This window comes from Streptomyces sp. MGP-P1, assembly GCF_057766565.1.
In genome coordinates this window covers 255,818-272,885 of the sequence record NZ_JBYMEM010000001.1, presented here as the reverse complement: position 1 = coordinate 272,885, position 17,068 = coordinate 255,818, and the positions used below count along the sequence as shown (strand labels likewise).

The following is a 17,068-nucleotide window of genomic DNA, read 5'->3' as shown; positions in this document are numbered from 1 at the left end:
TGACCGCAGGACGTGAATCTGATCAGCTGAATTGTTCGCAGGGAACAAAAAGTGAGCCATGCAATCCGGAGAGCCAGCGAGCTGACCCTGGACGAGACGACGGTCACGGTCCTTCGGGCCGCTCTGAAGACCACCGCCGACGAGGTCGTCCAGGCGATCATCGACGAGGTCCCTTCCTACGCCAACGCCCTGTCGGGCCGCATGGGCGGCACCATTCGCCGGGCCGTCCGCACCGCCCTGGGGCACTACCTGGACCTCGCCAGCGGCAACGCCACAGGCGGCGACGGCGGTGACGCGGCCTATGAGCTGGGCCGCGGCGAGGTGCGCGACGGCCGTTCGATGGACGCCCTGCTCAGCGCCTACCGCGTCGGCGCCCGCGTCGCCTGGCGCTGCCTCGCAGCGGGCGCCGTACCCGCGGGTCTGCCCGCCGCCGAGGTCGCCAAGTTCGCCGAGCTGACCTTCGCCTACATCGACGAGCTCTCCGCCGCGAGCGCCGCGGGACACGCCGATGAACTCGCCGCCCGGGGCAGGGCCCACGAGCGCCACCTGGAACACCTGGCCCGCGACCTCCTCGCGGGTGCGAGCCTGGACGTGCTGCTCGCCTCCGGGCAACGGGCCGGGTGGCAGCCTCCGGTTTCGCTGACCGCGGTCCTGCTGCCCGCCGCCCAGGCCCGGCCCGCCTACCGCACGCTCGACCCGAACACCCTGGTCCTCGACGATCTGCCGGATGCCACCGGTGTGCTGCTCGTCCCCGATGCCGACCGACCCCATCTCCTGCGGCAGCTGACCGACCGCACGGCCGTGGCCGGCCCGGCCCGGCCGTGGACGCGTGCGTCCGCGTCGTACGCGCGAGCCGCACGCGCACGCTCCCTGTCCCCTGATATACGCGACACCGAGGACCACCTGCCCGAGCTGGTGCTGAGCGCCGACGCGGACGCGTTCGCAGACCTGCGTGCCCGAGCCCTCGCACCCTTGCGGACCTTGCCCATCGCGACCGCGCGGCGGCTGGAGGAGACGTTGCGGGCGTGGCTGCTGCACCAGGGCAGACGGGACGAGGTGGCGGCGGAACTGTTCGTCCATCCCCAGACGGTCCGGTACCGGATGTCGCAGCTGCGGGAGCTGTTCCCGGATCTCGCAACGCCACACCGGGTCCTCGAACTGACGCTGGCGGTCGGTCTTCGGACGGTGCTGACCCGCCCACCGCGCGAGGGATGATGGGACGGAACGACGGAACGTGAGGGCAGGAGCTTCCATGGCACATCGGGTTCACCGCCCCCGCGAGGACGCGGAGTTCGATTTCATCCTCGGGATGAGCGCGGTTCCGGTCCTCGCGTACTTCACCGGGACATGGCCCAAAGCGATTGAGCCCTGCCGGGCGATGGACCTCGTCGTGGTGGGCATCGCCGACGACTGCGCGGGGCGCCTGGCGGTCGTCCGCACAGACATCACACGTTGTCCGGCGGCAACCGAGAGATACGGGGTCACCGGAGCCCCGGCCTACGTCCTGCTGAAGGAGGGGGAGCCGGTGGCGCACGGCACGGGGCCCATGACCGTCGCCGAGGTACGGCAGTTCCTGGACGGTCACCTCTGAGCTGCCGCTGCGGCACATGGCCGCGGAGCACGTCACGTCCCGTCCATGGAAGCCGCGTCGTCCGAGCCTCCACGCCGACACCGTCGGGGAGACCCGGGCCGGCCGATGCGTGGGGGAGCGGAGCGCGGGCCGGGTGCCGGACTCCGCGGATCCCGGCCGTCCCGCAGCGGCCTGCTCAGTCTCCGGTAGGGGGCGTCAGGCCGACGATCCGCTGTCGATGACCAGGTCGGTGCCGACGACCGAGCCGGCAGCGGGCGAGGCGAGGTAGAGCACCGCGGCCGCCACTTCCTCGGCCTCCGCGACCCGGCCGAGCGGGTTCTCCGTCTTCACTCGCTCGGCACGGTCGGCCTCGGACTCGCCGGGGCGCAGCGACATGGGAGCGGCGGAGGCGCCGGGGCTGACGGCGTTGATGCGGATGCCCTGGTGGATGTGGTCGAGAGCGGCGGCGCGGGTCAGCGCGGAGACCGCTGCCTTGGAGGTGATGTACGCGGCGGCGTTAGGGATCCGCAGGTGTGCGCCCAGATTGGAGGAGATGTTGACGATGGTGCCGCCGCCGTTCTCCTTCATGTGGGCGATCTCGTGCTTCATGGCCAGCCAGACGCCGGTGACATTGGTCCGCAGCACCGCGTCCCAGTCCTCCTCGTTCACCTCGCCGACGGGGACCGCGCCCCGGAATATCCCGGCGTTGTTGACCGCGACGTCCAGTCCGCCGAAGCGGGCGACGCTCTCCCGAACGAGATCCTGGAGCCGTCCGGAGTCGGTGACATCGGCGGTGACGGCGGCGGCTGTGCCGCCGGCTGCCTCGATGAGGGCGACCGTCTCGTCCAGGGAGGCCGCGGTGCGTCCCGCTGCGACCACGGACGCGCCCTCGGCGGCGAAGGCGAGCGCGACAGCGCGGCCGAGGCCGGAGCCCGCGCCGGTGACGAGGACGGTCTTGCCGGTGAAGCGGTTCATTTCGTTGACTCCTTAGTGAGTGATGGATTACTTGGTGCGGTGGCTCAGGAGGGCCGCGACGGCGAGGGAGGCCCCCGCCGCGGCCAGGGACCAGGGGTCGCTGCCGAGTGTGAGCAGGACGGCGAAGAGGACGGTCGGGCCGCATTCCATCGCGGTGTTCAGCACGCCGCCCGCGAGACCGGTCTGCTGCCGCGGTACCCCTTCGGTGGCGAGCACGGAGGCTCCGGCGAAGGAGGCCGCGGTGCCCGCCGCCAGCAGCACAAGGCCCGGCAGCAGCCCGTACGCGTACGAGGTGTGCGCGCCGAACCCGGTGAGGGCGAGGAGGACGAGCCCGGCCGCGCCCGTGCCCAGCCCGGCGGCCGTGACGGGTCGGGCTCCGTACCGGCCGATGAGCGGTCCCGCCGCCCGGCCCGACGCGAGCAGTGCGACGGCGAACGGCACGAAGGCGGCCGAGGTCTGCAATGGTGACCAGTCGCGCTCCTGCTGGAGGTGGAGCGAGAGAACCACGAAGGTCATCGCGGTCGCGCAGGAGCTCAGCGCGACGGCCGCAAGGGCCAGGCCCCGCCGCCGGTCGGACAGGAAGCCGGGGGGCAGCAGGGGATCGCGGACCCGGCGCTCGGCGTACCAGAACGCGGCCAGCAGCGCGGTCCCGCCGAGCAGCGGCACGAGCACGCCGGCCGACGAACCGGGGCGGATGTCGGTGACGACGAGCCCGTAACTGGCGAGAGTGATACCGGCGGTGGCGAGCAGAGCACCGGGCAGGTCGAGACTCCTGCCCCGGTTCGGTGCGGTGTCCGGCAGCAGCCGGGGTGTGAGGGCGAGGGCTGCGATCGCCACCAGGACGGGTACCGCGAAGGTCCAACGCCAGGACAGCAGCGCCGAGATGACGCCGGAGAGCAGATTGCCCGCCGTCGCGCCGAGCACCGAGAGGCCGCCCCAGGTGGCCATCGCCCTGCCGTACGCGGCGGGGGAGGGGAAGACGACGCGCAGCACGGACATGGCGGCCGGCGCGACGAGGGCCGCACCCGCGCCCTGGGTGAAGCGCGCCGCGAGCAGTGCCTCGATACCGGGGGCGAGCGGGGCGGCGGCCGACGCGACGGCGAAGAGGACAAGGCCCGCGACGAGGGCGCGCCGCCCGCCGTAACGGTCGGCGAGGCGTCCACCGAAGAGCAACAACCCGGCGAAGGTCAGTCCGTAGGCGGTGCTGAGCAGGATCACGTCGGCGCGCTCGAGGTCGAGTTCGCGAGCAACGCGGGGCAGCGGTACGGCGATCGCGGTGAGCGTGAAGATCAGCGTGGCCTGGATGGCGCCGAGAAGGACGAAGGCGCACCTGTGCTGTGTGGCGGTGCCGCGCGCGGTGCCCGTGGCGGTGGCGGTCATACGTCCCCCTGGTATTTGACCGGTCGGTCCATTATTTGGACGCGCGGAAGCGGCGTGACGGCTCCGCCGGGTGTGATGCCGGGTGTGCTGCGGCGTGATTCAGTCCAGCAGGGACAGCGCCTGTTCGGCCGCGTCCCGCACCCGGGCGGGATCGTTCGACGCCTTGCCGACGATGCGTACGCCCTGCAGCAGGACGAGCAGCAGGTGGGCCAACGCTCGCGGTTCACGGCCCTCGGGGAGCTCTTCCTGGGCCTGGGCCCGCACGAGCGCGGAGTGCAGCAGGGTCTCGATGTGCTCCCAGCTGATCTCGACCCGGCGGGCCGCCGCGGGGTCGTGCGGGGCCAGCTCGGCCGCGGTGTTGGTGACGAAGCAGCCGTTCAGCCGCCCTTCCGGAGAGGCGGCTTCCTCGGCGAAGCGGCGCACCAGCCTCCGCACCGCAGGCAGTGCGGGGCCCGGCTGGGACAGCTCGGACATGAGGAGCGGGTCGCGCATCTCGGCGTACCGGTCCATGGCCTTCAGGTACAGCTCGTGCTTGCTGCCGAAGGTCGCGTAGATGCTGGCGCGGCCGATGCCGAGGTGCTCGACGAGATCTGTCACCGACGTCGCTTCGTAACCGCGCCGCCAGAACAGCTCAAGGGCTGACTGCAGCGCGGCGTCCGGATCGAATTCCTTGGTCCTGGCCACATCGAAGACCCTAGTCTTATCTGGACCGCTCGGTCAATAATCGAGCGTGTCAGGCCTGCGAATCGGAGCGAACGCTGACCGGAGCGGCGCCACCGTTTCTGCCCGCTCCTCACGGGGCAACGTTCTGCCCGCTCCTCACGGGGCAACGCCGACCGAGTGGGGACGGCCCCGAGTCGCGGCCGGGAACGGCGGCTTCCGCTCGGTGCGGCAACGGGCTGCCTGCGACGCCCGGACATGATCGCCTCATAGCGGGGTACGCGGATCGCATACCCCTTCAGGAGGAATCATGGCCGGACTGATCGCCCGTCTCACGCAGTTCACCCGCAGCCCCCAAGGGCGGCGGACCATCGCTACGGCCCGGCGTGCCGCGGCCGACCCGCGCAAGCGCGCCCAGGCTCGCAGCCTGTTCGGCCGACTGCGCGGACGCCGGTGACGTCGGCGCTTCGACGGATGGCCGGAAGTGCTTGTCGACCTCGCTGACCTCGCTCATCGGAGGTAGGGGCGAGGGGCTTCGGGCTCTGGAGTCGAGCGTTACCCCGGCATCCGTCGTTTTGGAGGAGGGTCACGTGGCGCACACGGACTGGACGGCCGACGGGTCAGCTGCACGTCGCCCCGTCTCCGCGTTCCCTCGCCGGCGTTGCCGCAGGCCTGCTCACGGCATCCTCCCCGCCCCGGGGAGTGGGAGCCGCATGGATTGACACGTTCTGCAGGTCGAGTACCGCCCACATCCTGCGGCCGTCCTCCGCGGTGTCCGTTCCGCACGGGACCGCGCCCAGGCCGGTCAGTTCCGCGAGGACGGCTGTGTCCGCGACCGTGAGACCTGGCCGATGGGGCAGGGTGACGATCAACCCCTGCCGGTTCTGGTCCGCGAGGTGTCGGGACACCCGCCGACCGCCATCGGTGACCGCGGCCCGCACCAACGCCTCCCTCCGTCAGGTCCCCCGCAGCTCGGCGGCCTTTCGGTATCCCTAATCGTGAATCGTGCAGCTGGCGCACGACGTTGCTGTGGGCCTTTTTCGGCGACCGGACGGCTGCTTCGAGCGACCAGTTCGCCGACCGCCGGTTCCGTACCGGCATCCGAGCCCTCGCCGTCCCTTCCAGGCTCGTTTCAGGACGCGGCGGTTGTACGGCTCGCTTCGGCGACGGCGGGGTCCTCGGCGGGTAGTCCGGGTAGCCCGGCGGGTGATCCGATCCAGCACGCGTGCTGATTACCTGGCGAGACCGGAACCGGTCGCCGGGTGCTGGGGCAGCCTTGTCGTCGAGGCAGGGGAGGGGTGGCGGTCGGTATGCCGGATTCGATGCACGTGCTCGAGAATCCCGCTTTCCCGCCGTAAAGCCGCAGGTCAGGAAAATCGCTCCCCGCCCCCCGGGGGGTGTCCCTGGTCATGCTGTCGACCCGGACCGTGTGGCCTCCGTTCTGGTCCATTCCCGCCGACTGGACGCCCGTGTTTCTACCAGGGCGACCCGGGGGGCTTGCCTATTGGTAACCTATGGGTTACCAATAGGGGGTGGACCCGTTCATCGCCCTGGCTGATCCCATCCGCCGTGACCTGCTGCGCACACTTGCCTCCGGTCCGGCCCGAGTGGTCGACCTCGCGGCGCGGCATCCGATCAGTCGGCCCGCGGTGAGCAAACATCTGCGCGTGCTCACCGAAGCGGGGCTGGCCACCGTCGAGGACCGCGGTCGCGAGCGCCACTACGCGCTCGCCTGCCCGGGCCTCGCCCCGGTACGCGCTCTGCTCGACGAGCTCGTCGGGCGCCGCCCGCCGATTCCCGAGAAGGCCTTCGACGCCCTCGACCTGGAGGTCCGCAGAACCGTCCATGACCGTCGGGCCGGCACCGACGCCGCTCCCGGCACCGCAAGCTCCCAGGAGGAATCAGCATGACCAGCACCCCCACCGGGCGTCGCGTGAGCGTCGACGGCCTGGACAGCATTGCCTTCGACCGCACTTTCCGGGCCGGCATCAGGGACGTCTGGGCGGCGGTCACCGAGCCGGACCGTCTGGCCCGATGGATCGGCGAATGGACCGGCGACCCGTCGACCGGCTCGGTCGACTTCCGGATGCTCTACGAAGGCGACGAGCAGAAGCCCGAACTCCTCACCATCCAGGAGTGCCGGGCCCCCCAGCGTCTGGCCCTCACGTCGCAGGTGCCCGGCCAGGAACTCATCTGGCACATGACTCTCACGCTCGTCGAGCACGAGGGCACCACCACGCTCACCTTCACCCAGTCCGTCGGCGACGACCCAGCGATGGCGGGCGGGGTCGGCCCCGGCTGGGACTACTACCTCGACCGGCTCGTCGTCGCCGAGACCGGCGGCGACCCGGCATCCGTCGACTTCGGCGCCTACCACCCGGTCCACGAACAGCACTACCTCGACATGTTCAGCTGAACCGGACGACGAGGCCGAGTACGCGGGTGACTGAACGGGCGGGGCGAGCGTCAGGACGCGCTGCGCGGTTCCCGGGCGGCGATCTCCGCAGAATCGAGGACCGCCCGGGCGGAGCCCTCGGCTCTGCCGCCGCCTCGCGGGCGCCGAACGGCTCGGGCCAGGCACGGACACGCGGAGGTCGCCGTGTCCGTGCCCGGCCGTCGATTGCCGCGTCAAGTCGCTTCCGCGGTTACGGGACGAGCCTCAGCAGCTTGTTCGGGGAGCCCGTTCCGACGCCGGTGAGGACGTTGGAGGTCGCGCCGTTCACGATGGCCGTGCCCACGGCTGCCGGAGAGGAGCCCGGGTGGTTCGTCAGGTAGACAGCGGCCGCGCCGGCGACGTGCGGGGCGGCGAAGGACGTCCCGTTGCCGGTGTAGGTGGCGGTGTCCGAGGTCGCCCAGCCGGCCGTGATGTCGGACCCCGGTGCGAAGAGGTCCACGAGGGGGCCGTGGTTGGAGTAGGTGGCCCGGGCGTCGGTCCTGGTCGTGGCGCCGACGGTGAGCGCGGTCTCCACCCGGGCGGGCGAGAAGCCGGAGGCGGGCGCGTTGGAATTGCCGGCCGCGATCGAATACGTCACTCCGGACGCGATCGACCGGCGCACCGCGTTGTCCAAGGTGGTGCTGGGGCCGCCGCCGAGCGAGACGTTGGCGACGGAGGAGGCGACATGGTTGGCGGTGATCCAGTCGACACCCGCGATGACTCCGGCGGTGGTGCCGGAACCGCTGTTGTTGAGGACCCGGACGGCGACGATCTTGGCCTTCTTGGCCACGCCGTAGACGGTTCCGGCGGCGGTCGTGGCGACGTGGGTGCCGTGGCCGTTGCCGTCCTGGGCGACGTTGTCGTTGTCGACGAAGTCGTAGCCGTTCGACGCCCGGCCGACGATGTCCTGGTGCGTGATACGCACGCCGGTGTCCAGAACGTAGACGGTGGTGTTGACACCGGCCGAGTCCGGGTAGGTGAACGTGCCGTTCAGCGGCAGGTTCGGCTGGTCGATCCGGTCGAGGCCCCAGGGCGCGTTGGTCTGGGTGGCGGTCGAGTGGACTCTCTGGTTCTGCTCGACCGAGGCGACCGCCGGGTCGGCGGCGAGCCGCTTGGCCTCGGTGCTGCTGAGCCGGGCGGCGTAACCGTTCAACGCCGATGTGTAGGTGCGCTCGATCCGGCCGCCGTAACCCGCTATGAGCTTCTTGCCCTGAGCCGCGGACGCATGGATACCCGCCGTCTCCTTCAGGGTGACGATGTAGCTGCCGGGAATCGCCCCGGCCGCACCGGCGTGCAGGACGCTGCCCTCGGGTGCGGGAGCCGCCTGCGCCGGTAAGGCCGCACCCGCGCCGACGGCGAGTGCCAGTGTGGTGGCCGCGGCCACGGCCCCGGCGATGCGTCGCTTGGTAGTGCGCACTGCTGTCATGAAGAGATCTCCTCGAACAGTGACGCGTCGGAGGTGCACGCGTCGGGGGATGCGGCGTACGGAGTTCCGTGCGCCGCATCCGACGATGCCGCCGCGTGTTCCGGGCGAGCAAGCAAGGACGAGGTGATGTCATACACGTGCCACAGAATTGACCCTCCGTCAACTTCCGCTACACGCAACGCAATGAGGCTGTCGCACGGTATCCACAGCGCCCGAACCGACCGCCGGGCGCGAGGCACTGTCGTCCGCGTTGGCCGAGCCGGGTACGGCGGCGACCTGGCGGGCGCCGAGCGCGCCCGCGTGGGCGTCGGTCACGTCCCGGAAGCCGTGGCGCCGTCACACGGGGAGGAGTCGCCACCGCTCGTCAGCCGGCCGAGTCCGACCCCGGCGACGGCGTGGGCGTGGGCGTGGGCGTGGGCGGGGCCACGATGACGGTGCTGGTGCCGGTGTTCTTGTCGCCGCGGCTGCACCGGGGACGGGGCGCCCCGTCCCGCCTGGTCGCCTCGGCGAAGTCGACGGCGGATGCGGCGGGCCGGGGCCCGCGGCGGCGGACGCGGCCGGAAGGGCCTGACCGCCCGCGCGCCCCGCCCCGCAGGCCGGGTCAGCGTCCGCTTCGCCGGAGTGCCGCGAACGGCTGCGGCTCGAAGCCGGGGACGACGGAGGTGCCGAGGACGGTCAGACCGGCCCCGTCGCTGACGACCGTGCTCGCCGAGTTCTCGGACGGGCCCGTGGTCGTGGGCTGCGGCAGGTCGAGCATCGTCCAGCGGCCCGCCCCCGAGCCGTCGGCGAGCCCCGCCCGCGTCGGCGTCCACTGCCAGGCCAGCGCATCGCGTCGCTCGCCGAGTGTCTGGCCGACCACGGCGATACCGCCGCCGCGCACGGCCGTCACGCCGAAGGGCCGGGCATGGACGTCCGGCACCTCGACCGTGCGCCACCGCGTCCCGTCGTGACGGGCCACCAGCGCCCGGGTCGTCCCGTCGGCCGGGGCCCAGTCCTCGGCGACCAGCCACACCTCGCCCGTCGGGGTGACGGCGAGACCCTGGGCGTGGCCGGGCCGGTCCGTCACACCGGCGGCCGAGACCTGGCTCCAGGACGTGCCGTCGTAACGCATGAGGAGCGGGCCACCGGTGTTCCCGTCGTATCCGGCCGCCCAGACGTCGTCGGCCGAGACCGCCCGCACCGAGTTCAGGTACCAGTAGTCGCCCCCGAGCTCGGGAAGCGGTACGTCGCGCCACGCGGTGCCGTCGTAGTGCCTGGCGATCCCGGCGCTCCGGGACTCGGTGATCCAGCCACCCTTTTCCTCGTTCCAGGTGCGTGATACCTCGATCTGCGCGAAGCCCACGGCCCAGGCGCCGTCCGCACCCGTGTCGACGTCCAGCAGTGATCCCGCCTCACCCTTGGCCGGCAGCTCGGCAGGGACGACGCTCCACCGCGTACCGTCGTAGTGCTGGGTGAAGATCTGCCCGTCGAGCGCGGAGGCGTCGTCGCCCACCAGCCAGACGTCGTCCGGCCCGGCCGCGTCGATCGCGTTGACCCGGCTGTTGACGGTCCCCGCCGCCTCCGAGGCCGCCGCCACGGGCCGCCACGTGCCCCCGGCCGACACCCGTTCGGCCACCACCGGGCGGAACCGGTGCACCTTGCCCTCCCTCTGCACGGCAAATCCGGCGGCCAGGGTGCGCCCCTGCCCCACGCCCATGGCGTCCGTGAGGTTGGCGTCGGTGAACGGCAGCGTCTGGGCCGTCCAGCGGGCCGGAGCATCGGCGTTCGGCGTCTGCGCGGACGCGGGCAGCGACAGTGACGCGAGCAGGGCGGTGGAGAGTACGGCGGCGGCAGCGGCCTTGAGCAGCGAGCGGCGGGTACGGGCGGTCCGCATACGGGTTCCTTCCGGAAGACGGTCTCGCCCGGTAAGTGCGCCGGCCCGCCGCTCGGGTTGCACCCGGCACCCAAGTCGCCCCCGGCGGCTACCCGCTACGCCGGCGCCGGACGCCCCTTCGGCCGCCGCAGACCTGTCGGCGTGATGCGTCTGGCCAGCTCCTCCTGCGCTCATGGGGCGCAGTCGTCCCGGAGGCTGCTCGCCGTGGCCGGGGCCTGGTGGGGCTGCCCCAGGAGGCGACCGGGACACAACGCTCGCCGAGTGGGAGGTCGCACGGCCGAAGATCGGTCACGCCGCGTAGAACCACATGGCGATCGCCAGGACCAGGGGGACCGGGCAGGCCAGGACCGCCAGCAGGAGGCTGCGTGTGTCAGCGGACATACGCTTCACCCCCGGCGCCAGGCGGACCGCGACGAGCACGGCCGCACCACCGAGAAGGCCGGCGAAGCAGCGCAGGAGGAAGCCCCCCATGGGCACACCCTCCGCCGCGCCCCACAGCGTCGTCATCCCGACCACGAAACCGAGCCAGGCGAGGGACATCATCGTGAGCACCCACAGCCCAGTGCCAAGGAGCACCACAGCGGTGCGCCGGGGTGGAGGAGTGAGCCGGGCCGGTCGGTAGAGAGCGTCGTATGCGCGGGGATCCATGCCCTGATCCTCGCCAGTTCCATGCCGCCCGAGCATGAGGTGGATTACTCAGACCGAGCACCACCTCGTGCTTACCCAGCCGTCCCGCGCGCAGCTGACGGCGGCGTACTCCGCCCACCACCGCCCACCACAGCACCAGCCACTCGTGCAGGCCCGTTCCGCCGCAGACGTGCGCGGGCGCGGAAGCCCGCCCTGACCGCACGGAACACGCCTCCGGCCCGGCCGAGCGGCCCTACGACCTCCGGCACGCCGGGGTCTCGTTCTGGTCGCCTTCCGACGTGGACCCGGCCGCATGTCCTGGCCGCGCGGGCCAGAGCGTCGGGGTTCTCATCCGCCACTACGCCAAGTTCCTGGACGGGCCCGTGAGCAAGCCAATCGCCTCATCGAGCAGTCGATGAAGAAGTTAGATCGCGTCAGTCGGGGCGCGGGGTCCGGGCGGTGAGTCGGGGTTGTGGTCCGCCACCGGTCCGCTACAGCCGGTCACAGCGAGCCGCCCGGTTTCGTGCCGCGAACCAGGCAACGACACGTCGTAAGGAGGACTACGGACTGGGGCAGATGTCGAGCGGCAGCAGCGAGCCGCCCTGCTCCTCGTCATCCGTGCCCACGAGCCCGGTCCCACTGTTGCTCCGGCAGGCCACCGCCTCGATCTTGCGGTTGTCCACGTCCTTGTCGAAGGTCGCGATCGGCGTGAGCTGCGCCTTTGACTTCAGATGCACACTGATCGTGCCCGGGGCGCCGACGGTCACCGTCCCCGCGCGGTACACGGCCGAGGCGAACGGTCCGGAGTTGATGTTCGGGTCGGATGCCGCGGTCAGCAGTACGGTCCCGTCGGCGTGCACCTTCATGTCGCTGGCGTGCCGCACTTCCTGTCCGTCCACGGGCAGCGGATCGGGCACGCTGAAGTCCACCGGGCCGACCGCCGGGCCGAACACTCCGCTGTTCGGGTCGTACTCGGCGGCCCGCACCTTCGCCGGCCGGCCCTCGCTCGAACCCCTCGTCGCCCAGACGGCGATGGTCCGGCCCTGCTGACGGGTCAGCGCGAAGCTCTCGTAGTTGTCGCCGGCCGCCCGCCCGGGGACGGTGGAACTGCCCCACACCATCGCCGCGTTCGGGTCGAGGGTGAGGTGGTACGCCGTGCCGTCGCTGGAGAACGCCACGAAGTCACCCGACTGTCCAGGCACCGAATCGACCGCCTCCAAGTCCTTCGGCACCTCCATGCCGCTCCAGGGCAACTCCCGCACGACCGGCCGGTTGGCGGGGTGGTACCGCACGGTGGCTATTCGGTTCTCGCCCGGGTTCTTGCTGTCCCGGACCATCACGAGATCGAACGGAGCCCCGGGGGCCGCACCGTTTTCGATCACGGCCAGACCGCTGACGCCACCGGTCATGCCGGCACCGACGCGCTGCCAGTCGGAGGCGGCGGACGAAGCAGGTGTGGCAGAGCCGACGGGGGAGGCGGTGGACGGGGTGGTCGCGTGGGCGGCCGTGACGAAGCCGACGAAACCTAAGAGAGCTGCGGGCGCGGCGGCCCACCTTCGCGTAGTCATGGGGGGACGCTAACGCAAGATCCAACTCACTCGAGCGGCGGTCCCTCCGAAGATGAACAGCCTTAGAAGCCATCTCATTTGGGCGACTCGGTATTCTGTGAGTCATGGTGGGGATCGTTGAGCGGTTGGTGCCGGACGAGTTGTGGGAGTTGTTCCAGCGGGTGGTGCCGGAGGCGCCGTCGCGGCCGCAGGGCGGTGGCCGGCGCCGGCACGGCGACCGGGAAGTGCTGGCGGCGATCGTCTTCGTGGCGACATCGGGTTGTACCTGGCAGCAGCTGCCTTCGGCGTCGTTCGGCCCGTCCGGCGCGACCGCCCACCGGCGGTTCTCGGAGTGGTCGAAGGCCAGGGTGTGGGCCAAGCTCCACCGCCTGGTCCTCGACGAACTGGGTGCCCGCGGCGAGCTGGACTGGTCGCGGTGCGCGATCGACTCGGTGAACATGCGAGCCCTGAAAAGGGGGACCTGACAGGTCCGAATCCTGTCGACCGGGGCAAGTACGGCTCGAAAATCCACCTGATCACGGAAAGGTCGGGTCTGCCCATATCCGTCGGCATCTCCGGCGCCAACCTGCACGACAGCCAGGCCCTGATCCCCCTCGTGAAGGGCATCCCGCCAATCCGCTCGCGCCGCGGCCGGCGACGGCGCAAGCCCGCCAAACTCCACGCCGACAAGGGCTACGACTACGCCCACCTGCGGCAATGGTTACGCGAACGCGGCATCACCCACCGCATCGCCCGCAAGGGAGTCGAGTCCTCGCAACGGCTGGGCCGCCATCGCTGGACCGTGGAGCGCACCATGGCCTGGCTCGCCGGCTGCCGCCGCCTCCACCGACGCTACGAACGCAAAGCCGACCACTTCCTAGCCTTCACCAGCATCGCCTGCACCCTCATCTGCTACCGCAGACTCACCAAATGAGATGGCGTCTTAGGTCAGGGGCCATTTGGAGTTCGAGTCGCTTCCAGACCTCGTGAGGGAAGCCGTGAGTCCCCTTTCGGACCGGGCACCCTACGTCGGCCGTCCGCCGAGTGATCTGCTTCCCCATACCCCTTGGCCGCCAGCAGCCTTCGTGGGCACCGACTACGTGCTCCAGGCCCATCATGGCGGCGCTCGCACGACGAAGGGGACAGCCGACCGACGGACTGGCCCTGACAGCCACAGGCTTCCTTTTGCCGGAGAGATCATGATTCCGGTCAATGGCAGGAGAGTTCCGGCCGCAGGGTGGAGGGTGCGCATGGCCGGCTCCCCGCCAGGGCAGGGCTGATCGCCGTGACGGGCCGATGGCCGCCGTCGCGGGAACGGCGTCGACGAAGGGAGCGCGGTGAGTTCAGGCGGCGGAAGCGCGAAGGGACGCAACGAAGGCTGCGGGGTGGAAGAGTTCCTCGGGCTCTCCAGCCGTCTCACCGGCTTCGACGTCGAGGAACTGCGCGAGGACGACCTGGCGCCGGAACTCCTGGCCGTAGTGCTGGAGCAGGTCGGCGCCGAGACCTATCGGCGGCTGGCCGCGACGCCCGACGCGCGCGACGAGGAGCTCGTAACGGTGGCGGAGGCTCTCATCCGCCTTTGGTACACGGGCAGTTGGCAGGGGCCGGCAGGGGGCGGCGGGCCGTTCCTGGTGTCATCTCGGGCCTACGCGGGCGCCCTGGTGTGGCGGGCCATCGGTGGGCGCGCCCCGGGCACCTCCGCGCCGGGTTTCGGAAGCTGGGCCGAGCCGGCAGAGGCCGCCGGTGCGGGAGCCGGGCGGCGGCGATGACGGAAGAGGGCCGGTACGACGTGATCGTGGTCGGCGGTGGTGTCGCGGGCTCGCTCGTGGCCCGGCATCTGGGCGACCAGGGCCGCCGTGTCCTCGTGCTGGAGGCCGGCGCCCGCGCGGTCGACCCGGAGCAGGGCCATCGAGAGGCCGGAGAACGCTTCCTGGCAGCGTCGGCCAAGGTGCCCGGCTCGCCCCACCCACCGCACGAGGCGATCCCGTGGCCCGAGGTCAGTGACCTGACCGGCACGGACCATGGCGGATACCGCTCCGAGGGATACCTCGTCCAGCGAGGCACACTCCCCTACGCCAGCGGATACGTGCGCGTCAACGGCGGCACCGGCAACATCTGGACCGGGCTCACCCCACGCATGCTGCCCGAGGACTTCGACACCGAGACGTTCGGCTACGGCCGCAGCTGGCCGCTCACCTACGCGGACCTCGAGCCGTACTACCGCGCAGCGGAGTTCGCGATCGGGGTGTCGGCGGACATCGACGAGCAGCGCGGCGCAGTGGGACTGCCGTTCCCCGAGGGCTACGTCTTCCCCATGCGGGGCCTGCCTCCCAGCCGCGTCGACACCGTGATGGCAGCGCGTCTGGACGGCCGCCGGGTCAAGGAGCCCGGCGTCGAGGAACTGGTGGAGCTGCGGGTGACGGGCACCCCACAGGGACGTAACGGCGTCCCCGATCCTCGCTACGACGGCGACGCCGGCTTCGAGCCCGTCGGTGCGCACGGGCGTCCCGAGCCGGGCAGCCGTTGCGTAGGCAGTGCGTCCTGCATCCCCCACTGCCCCTCCCATGCCAAGTACACCCCCCTCAAGACGCAGGCCCGCTGGGCCCCGTCGGTCACACTCCAGGACCGGGCCGTGGTCAGCCTGATCCTCGTCGACCCGGCGGGCCGCGCCACCGGAGTCGAGTACCTGACCTATCCGCAGACCGGCGGAGTCCAGCGGAGTCCACAGGCCGGGGCCGTCCGCCGGACGGTGCACGCGGACGTGGTGGTGCTGGCAGCACACGCCATCGAGAACGCAAAGCTGCTGCTTCTGTCCGGCCTCGGCAACAGCAGCGGACAGGTCGGGCGGAACCTGATGGACCATCCTGTCCTACTGACCTGGGGCCTCCTTCCCGAGCTGGTAACCCCCTACCGAGGGCCGGGTTCCACCTCCGGCCTCGAAGGGTTCCGGGCCGGTCCGGCCCGCCGTCTGCGCGCTCCGTTCCGCATCGAGATCGGCAACTGGGGCTGGGTGTGGGCGAAAGGCTCCGTCGACACGGACGTCGTCGAGCTGATGCGTGCGGCGGGACCTCACCGACCCGGGCTGCGGGGCCGCGAGCTGCGACAAGCGGTGGCCGACCGCATCGGACGGCAGTTCACGCTCCAGTTCGAGATGGAGCAGAGTGCCGACCCCGCCAACCGGGTGACTCTCGACCCCCGTCACTGTGACCGGCTCGGTCTGCCGCGCCCCGTGGTGACCTACGGCCTGTCCACGCACGTGAAGGAAGGCATCGCGGCGGCCAAGGCGGTCTCCGACCAGATCTTCACGCTTCTGGGCGCCGAGGACCACACCGCTTTCGATGCCGCCAACTGGCCCGGCCGGTTCGAACACCGGGGCCGGACGTACGGCTACCGGGGCGCGGGCCACGCCGCCGGCACCCACATCATGGGAGCCGGTCCGACCACATCGGTCGTCGACCAGTGGCAGCGCTGCTGGGACCACCCTGGCCTCTACGCGGTCGGCTGCGGCAGCATGCCGTCGGTGGCCACCTCCAACCCGACCCTGACCATGGCCGCACTCGCCCTGCGGAGCGCCGAGCGGATCGAAGCCGACCTGGCCGAACGCGACCGGCCCATCACCGTGACCGCCAACCGCGCCTTCGGAGCCGCCTCGTGAGCCCACTGCCCCTGCCGCCCGTCGCGGCGCCCTACCAGCTGCCCTTCCACTACGGGGCGCTGCACAACATCGGTCTGGACTACCTCGTCGGCCCTGATCCGGTGCGCGAGGTACTGGCGAAACACCATCCGGCCCTGACCGCGGCGGACTTCGACGGCCAGTGCCTGGTCTCGCTGAACTACCAACTGTATTTCGCGCAGTACCAGTTCGGCGGGGGCATCACCCAGGAGATCGAAGTCAACATCGTCGCCCACCCGACGGCGGCGGCGCGGCGGATCCCCCAGGTGAGCTATGAGCAGTACGCCCAAGGTCACGACCAGACCAAGCTGCTCGGCATCGCGCGTATCCACGTGCTGTGCGACAACGCCCTGGCCATCGACGCCGGACGCACTCTGTATGCGGAACCCAAGTATCCCGGTTGGTTCGAGGCGGAGATGCCCTCGCTCAACGGCCCGGCCGGCGACACCTGGAGCATTCGCTGCCACGCCGCCGAGGCCACGGCCGACGGCGGTATCGCCCGTCTGGAAACCAAGCTGTTCTCCTTCAGCGCCCACCTGAGCCGACTCACGTCCGTTCCGGCGAACAACACGCCGATCACCGGGTACGGCACCGACTCCACGGGCGCCGCACTCGCCGGCCCGATGAACGTCTACCAGCCCTACCGCTGGTACGACCTCAGCGGCCCGGCGTCCGCATGCTCCCAGCTCACCGTGCACGACCCGGCTGGTGACGTCGGCCAGGACCTCCTGCGTCTGGTCCGCGGCACACCCGCTGCCGGAGCGTGGACTTTCCAGTCACCCCCCGTCGCCGCGCACAACCGCCCCTACTACCTCGGATGACAGGCCCGTCGGCGCTCGGGCCGACGGGCGGTTCCCGGACCTGGCCGCGGATGGGCGTAGCTCCGGTCGCCGTGGAAGCGAT

16 protein-coding genes are annotated in these 17,068 nt (G+C 71.2%); 9 read left to right on the top strand and 7 right to left on the bottom strand.

The features are described from left to right. The first annotated feature begins 51 nt into the window (after positions 1–51). Both AC3CH1_RS01150 and AC3CH1_RS01145 read left to right on the top strand, forming a co-directional pair. The gene (locus tag AC3CH1_RS01150; RefSeq protein WP_488461111.1) at positions 52–1,215 is read left to right on the top strand and encodes a PucR-like N-terminal domain-containing protein; all 1,164 of its coding nucleotides are present in this window, start codon (positions 52–54) and stop codon (positions 1,213–1,215) included. A gap of 37 nt (positions 1,216–1,252) precedes the next feature. Next, positions 1,253–1,591 carry a thioredoxin family protein gene (locus AC3CH1_RS01145; RefSeq protein ID WP_488461110.1) on the top strand — a complete coding sequence of 113 codons (339 nt, stop codon included), beginning with the start codon at positions 1,253–1,255 and terminating at the stop codon, positions 1,589–1,591. Between the two features lie 195 nt (positions 1,592–1,786). Here the strand turns inward: AC3CH1_RS01145 and AC3CH1_RS01140 are convergent, their stop codons facing one another. The 3 genes from AC3CH1_RS01140 to AC3CH1_RS01130 form a co-directional block, all read right to left on the bottom strand. After that, positions 1,787–2,545: an SDR family NAD(P)-dependent oxidoreductase gene (locus AC3CH1_RS01140; protein WP_488461109.1), complete on the bottom strand. Its 759-nt coding sequence runs from the start codon at positions 2,543–2,545 to the stop codon at positions 1,787–1,789. Positions 2,546–2,572: 27 nt separating this feature from the next. After that, positions 2,573–3,925: an MFS transporter gene (locus AC3CH1_RS01135; RefSeq protein ID WP_488461108.1), complete on the bottom strand. Its 1,353-nt coding sequence runs from the start codon at positions 3,923–3,925 to the stop codon at positions 2,573–2,575. A gap of 99 nt (positions 3,926–4,024) precedes the next feature. After that, positions 4,025–4,609 carry a TetR/AcrR family transcriptional regulator gene (locus AC3CH1_RS01130; protein WP_488461107.1) on the bottom strand — a complete coding sequence of 195 codons (585 nt, stop codon included), beginning with the start codon at positions 4,607–4,609 and terminating at the stop codon, positions 4,025–4,027. Between the two features lie 286 nt (positions 4,610–4,895). Here AC3CH1_RS01130 and AC3CH1_RS01125 point away from each other — a divergent pair, with 286 nt between their 5' ends. The 3 genes from AC3CH1_RS01125 to AC3CH1_RS01115 all read left to right on the top strand — a co-directional run bounded on the left by AC3CH1_RS01125 (position 4,896) and on the right by AC3CH1_RS01115 (position 7,001). Then, positions 4,896–5,042 carry a hypothetical protein gene (locus tag AC3CH1_RS01125; protein ID WP_488461106.1) on the top strand — a complete coding sequence of 49 codons (147 nt, stop codon included), beginning with the start codon at positions 4,896–4,898 and terminating at the stop codon, positions 5,040–5,042. Positions 5,043–6,117: 1,075 nt separating this feature from the next. Further along, positions 6,118–6,495, top strand: a complete 378-nt coding sequence (locus AC3CH1_RS01120) for an ArsR/SmtB family transcription factor (RefSeq protein WP_488461105.1) — start codon at positions 6,118–6,120, stop codon at positions 6,493–6,495. Next, positions 6,492–7,001 carry an SRPBCC family protein gene (locus AC3CH1_RS01115; protein WP_488461104.1) on the top strand — a complete coding sequence of 170 codons (510 nt, stop codon included), beginning with the start codon at positions 6,492–6,494 and terminating at the stop codon, positions 6,999–7,001. The genes AC3CH1_RS01120 and AC3CH1_RS01115 overlap by 4 nt, the downstream gene beginning before the upstream one ends. Before the next feature lie 229 nt (positions 7,002–7,230). Here the strand turns inward: AC3CH1_RS01115 and AC3CH1_RS01110 are convergent, their stop codons facing one another. The 4 genes from AC3CH1_RS01110 to AC3CH1_RS01095 all read right to left on the bottom strand — a co-directional run bounded on the left by AC3CH1_RS01110 (position 7,231) and on the right by AC3CH1_RS01095 (position 12,513). Continuing rightward, complete coding sequence (locus tag AC3CH1_RS01110) at positions 7,231–8,445, bottom strand: S8 family peptidase (RefSeq protein WP_488461103.1); 1,215 nt, start codon at positions 8,443–8,445, stop codon at positions 7,231–7,233. A gap of 601 nt (positions 8,446–9,046) precedes the next feature. Further along, complete coding sequence (locus AC3CH1_RS01105; protein WP_488461102.1) at positions 9,047–10,318, bottom strand: hypothetical protein; 1,272 nt, start codon at positions 10,316–10,318, stop codon at positions 9,047–9,049. 288 nt (positions 10,319–10,606) lie between these two features. Then, positions 10,607–10,966: a hypothetical protein gene (locus tag AC3CH1_RS01100; protein ID WP_488461101.1), complete on the bottom strand. Its 360-nt coding sequence runs from the start codon at positions 10,964–10,966 to the stop codon at positions 10,607–10,609. A 539-nt stretch (positions 10,967–11,505) separates the two neighbouring features. Continuing rightward, complete coding sequence (locus AC3CH1_RS01095) at positions 11,506–12,513, bottom strand: hypothetical protein (protein WP_488461100.1); 1,008 nt, start codon at positions 12,511–12,513, stop codon at positions 11,506–11,508. Positions 12,514–12,617: 104 nt separating this feature from the next. On the opposite strand from AC3CH1_RS01095, the gene AC3CH1_RS01090 reads away from it, so the two are divergent. The 4 genes from AC3CH1_RS01090 (at position 12,618) to AC3CH1_RS01075 (ending at position 16,986) form a co-directional block, all read left to right on the top strand. After that, positions 12,618–13,426 (top strand): IS5 family transposase gene (locus tag AC3CH1_RS01090; RefSeq protein ID WP_488460925.1). Its coding sequence is split into 2 segments (ribosomal slippage): positions 12,618–12,966 and positions 12,966–13,426, totalling 810 coding nucleotides; the frame shifts between segments, so codons are not numbered across the junction. A gap of 451 nt (positions 13,427–13,877) precedes the next feature. Continuing rightward, positions 13,878–14,261, top strand: coding sequence for a hypothetical protein (locus AC3CH1_RS01085; RefSeq protein ID WP_488461099.1), 384 nt, complete (start codon positions 13,878–13,880; stop codon positions 14,259–14,261). Beyond that, on the top strand, positions 14,258–16,147 hold the full coding sequence (locus AC3CH1_RS01080; RefSeq protein WP_488461098.1) for a GMC oxidoreductase: 1,890 nt from the start codon (positions 14,258–14,260) through the stop codon (positions 16,145–16,147). The genes AC3CH1_RS01085 and AC3CH1_RS01080 overlap by 4 nt, the downstream gene beginning before the upstream one ends. Next, a complete protein-coding gene (locus AC3CH1_RS01075) occupies positions 16,144–16,986 on the top strand; it encodes a hypothetical protein (RefSeq protein ID WP_488461097.1) in 843 nt (280 codons plus the stop codon). Before AC3CH1_RS01080 ends, AC3CH1_RS01075 begins: the two co-directional genes overlap by 4 nt. The last annotated feature ends 82 nt before the right edge of the window (positions 16,987–17,068 follow it).

Coding starts and splice junctions, on each gene's coding strand:
- AC3CH1_RS01110 (WP_488461103.1), bottom strand. CDS start 8,445: ATGACAGCAGTGCGCACTACCAAGCGACGCATCGCCGGGGCCGTGGCC.
- AC3CH1_RS01145 (WP_488461110.1), top strand. CDS start 1,253: ATGGCACATCGGGTTCACCGCCCCCGCGAGGACGCGGAGTTCGATTTC.
- AC3CH1_RS01080 (WP_488461098.1), top strand. CDS start 14,258: ATGACGGAAGAGGGCCGGTACGACGTGATCGTGGTCGGCGGTGGTGTC.
- AC3CH1_RS01115 (WP_488461104.1), top strand. CDS start 6,492: ATGACCAGCACCCCCACCGGGCGTCGCGTGAGCGTCGACGGCCTGGAC.
- AC3CH1_RS01105 (WP_488461102.1), bottom strand. CDS start 10,318: ATGCGGACCGCCCGTACCCGCCGCTCGCTGCTCAAGGCCGCTGCCGCC.
- AC3CH1_RS01135 (WP_488461108.1), bottom strand. CDS start 3,925: ATGACCGCCACCGCCACGGGCACCGCGCGCGGCACCGCCACACAGCAC.
- AC3CH1_RS01140 (WP_488461109.1), bottom strand. CDS start 2,545: ATGAACCGCTTCACCGGCAAGACCGTCCTCGTCACCGGCGCGGGCTCC.
- AC3CH1_RS01125 (WP_488461106.1), top strand. CDS start 4,896: ATGGCCGGACTGATCGCCCGTCTCACGCAGTTCACCCGCAGCCCCCAA.
- AC3CH1_RS01095 (WP_488461100.1), bottom strand. CDS start 12,513: ATGACTACGCGAAGGTGGGCCGCCGCGCCCGCAGCTCTCTTAGGTTTC.
- AC3CH1_RS01100 (WP_488461101.1), bottom strand. CDS start 10,966: ATGGATCCCCGCGCATACGACGCTCTCTACCGACCGGCCCGGCTCACT.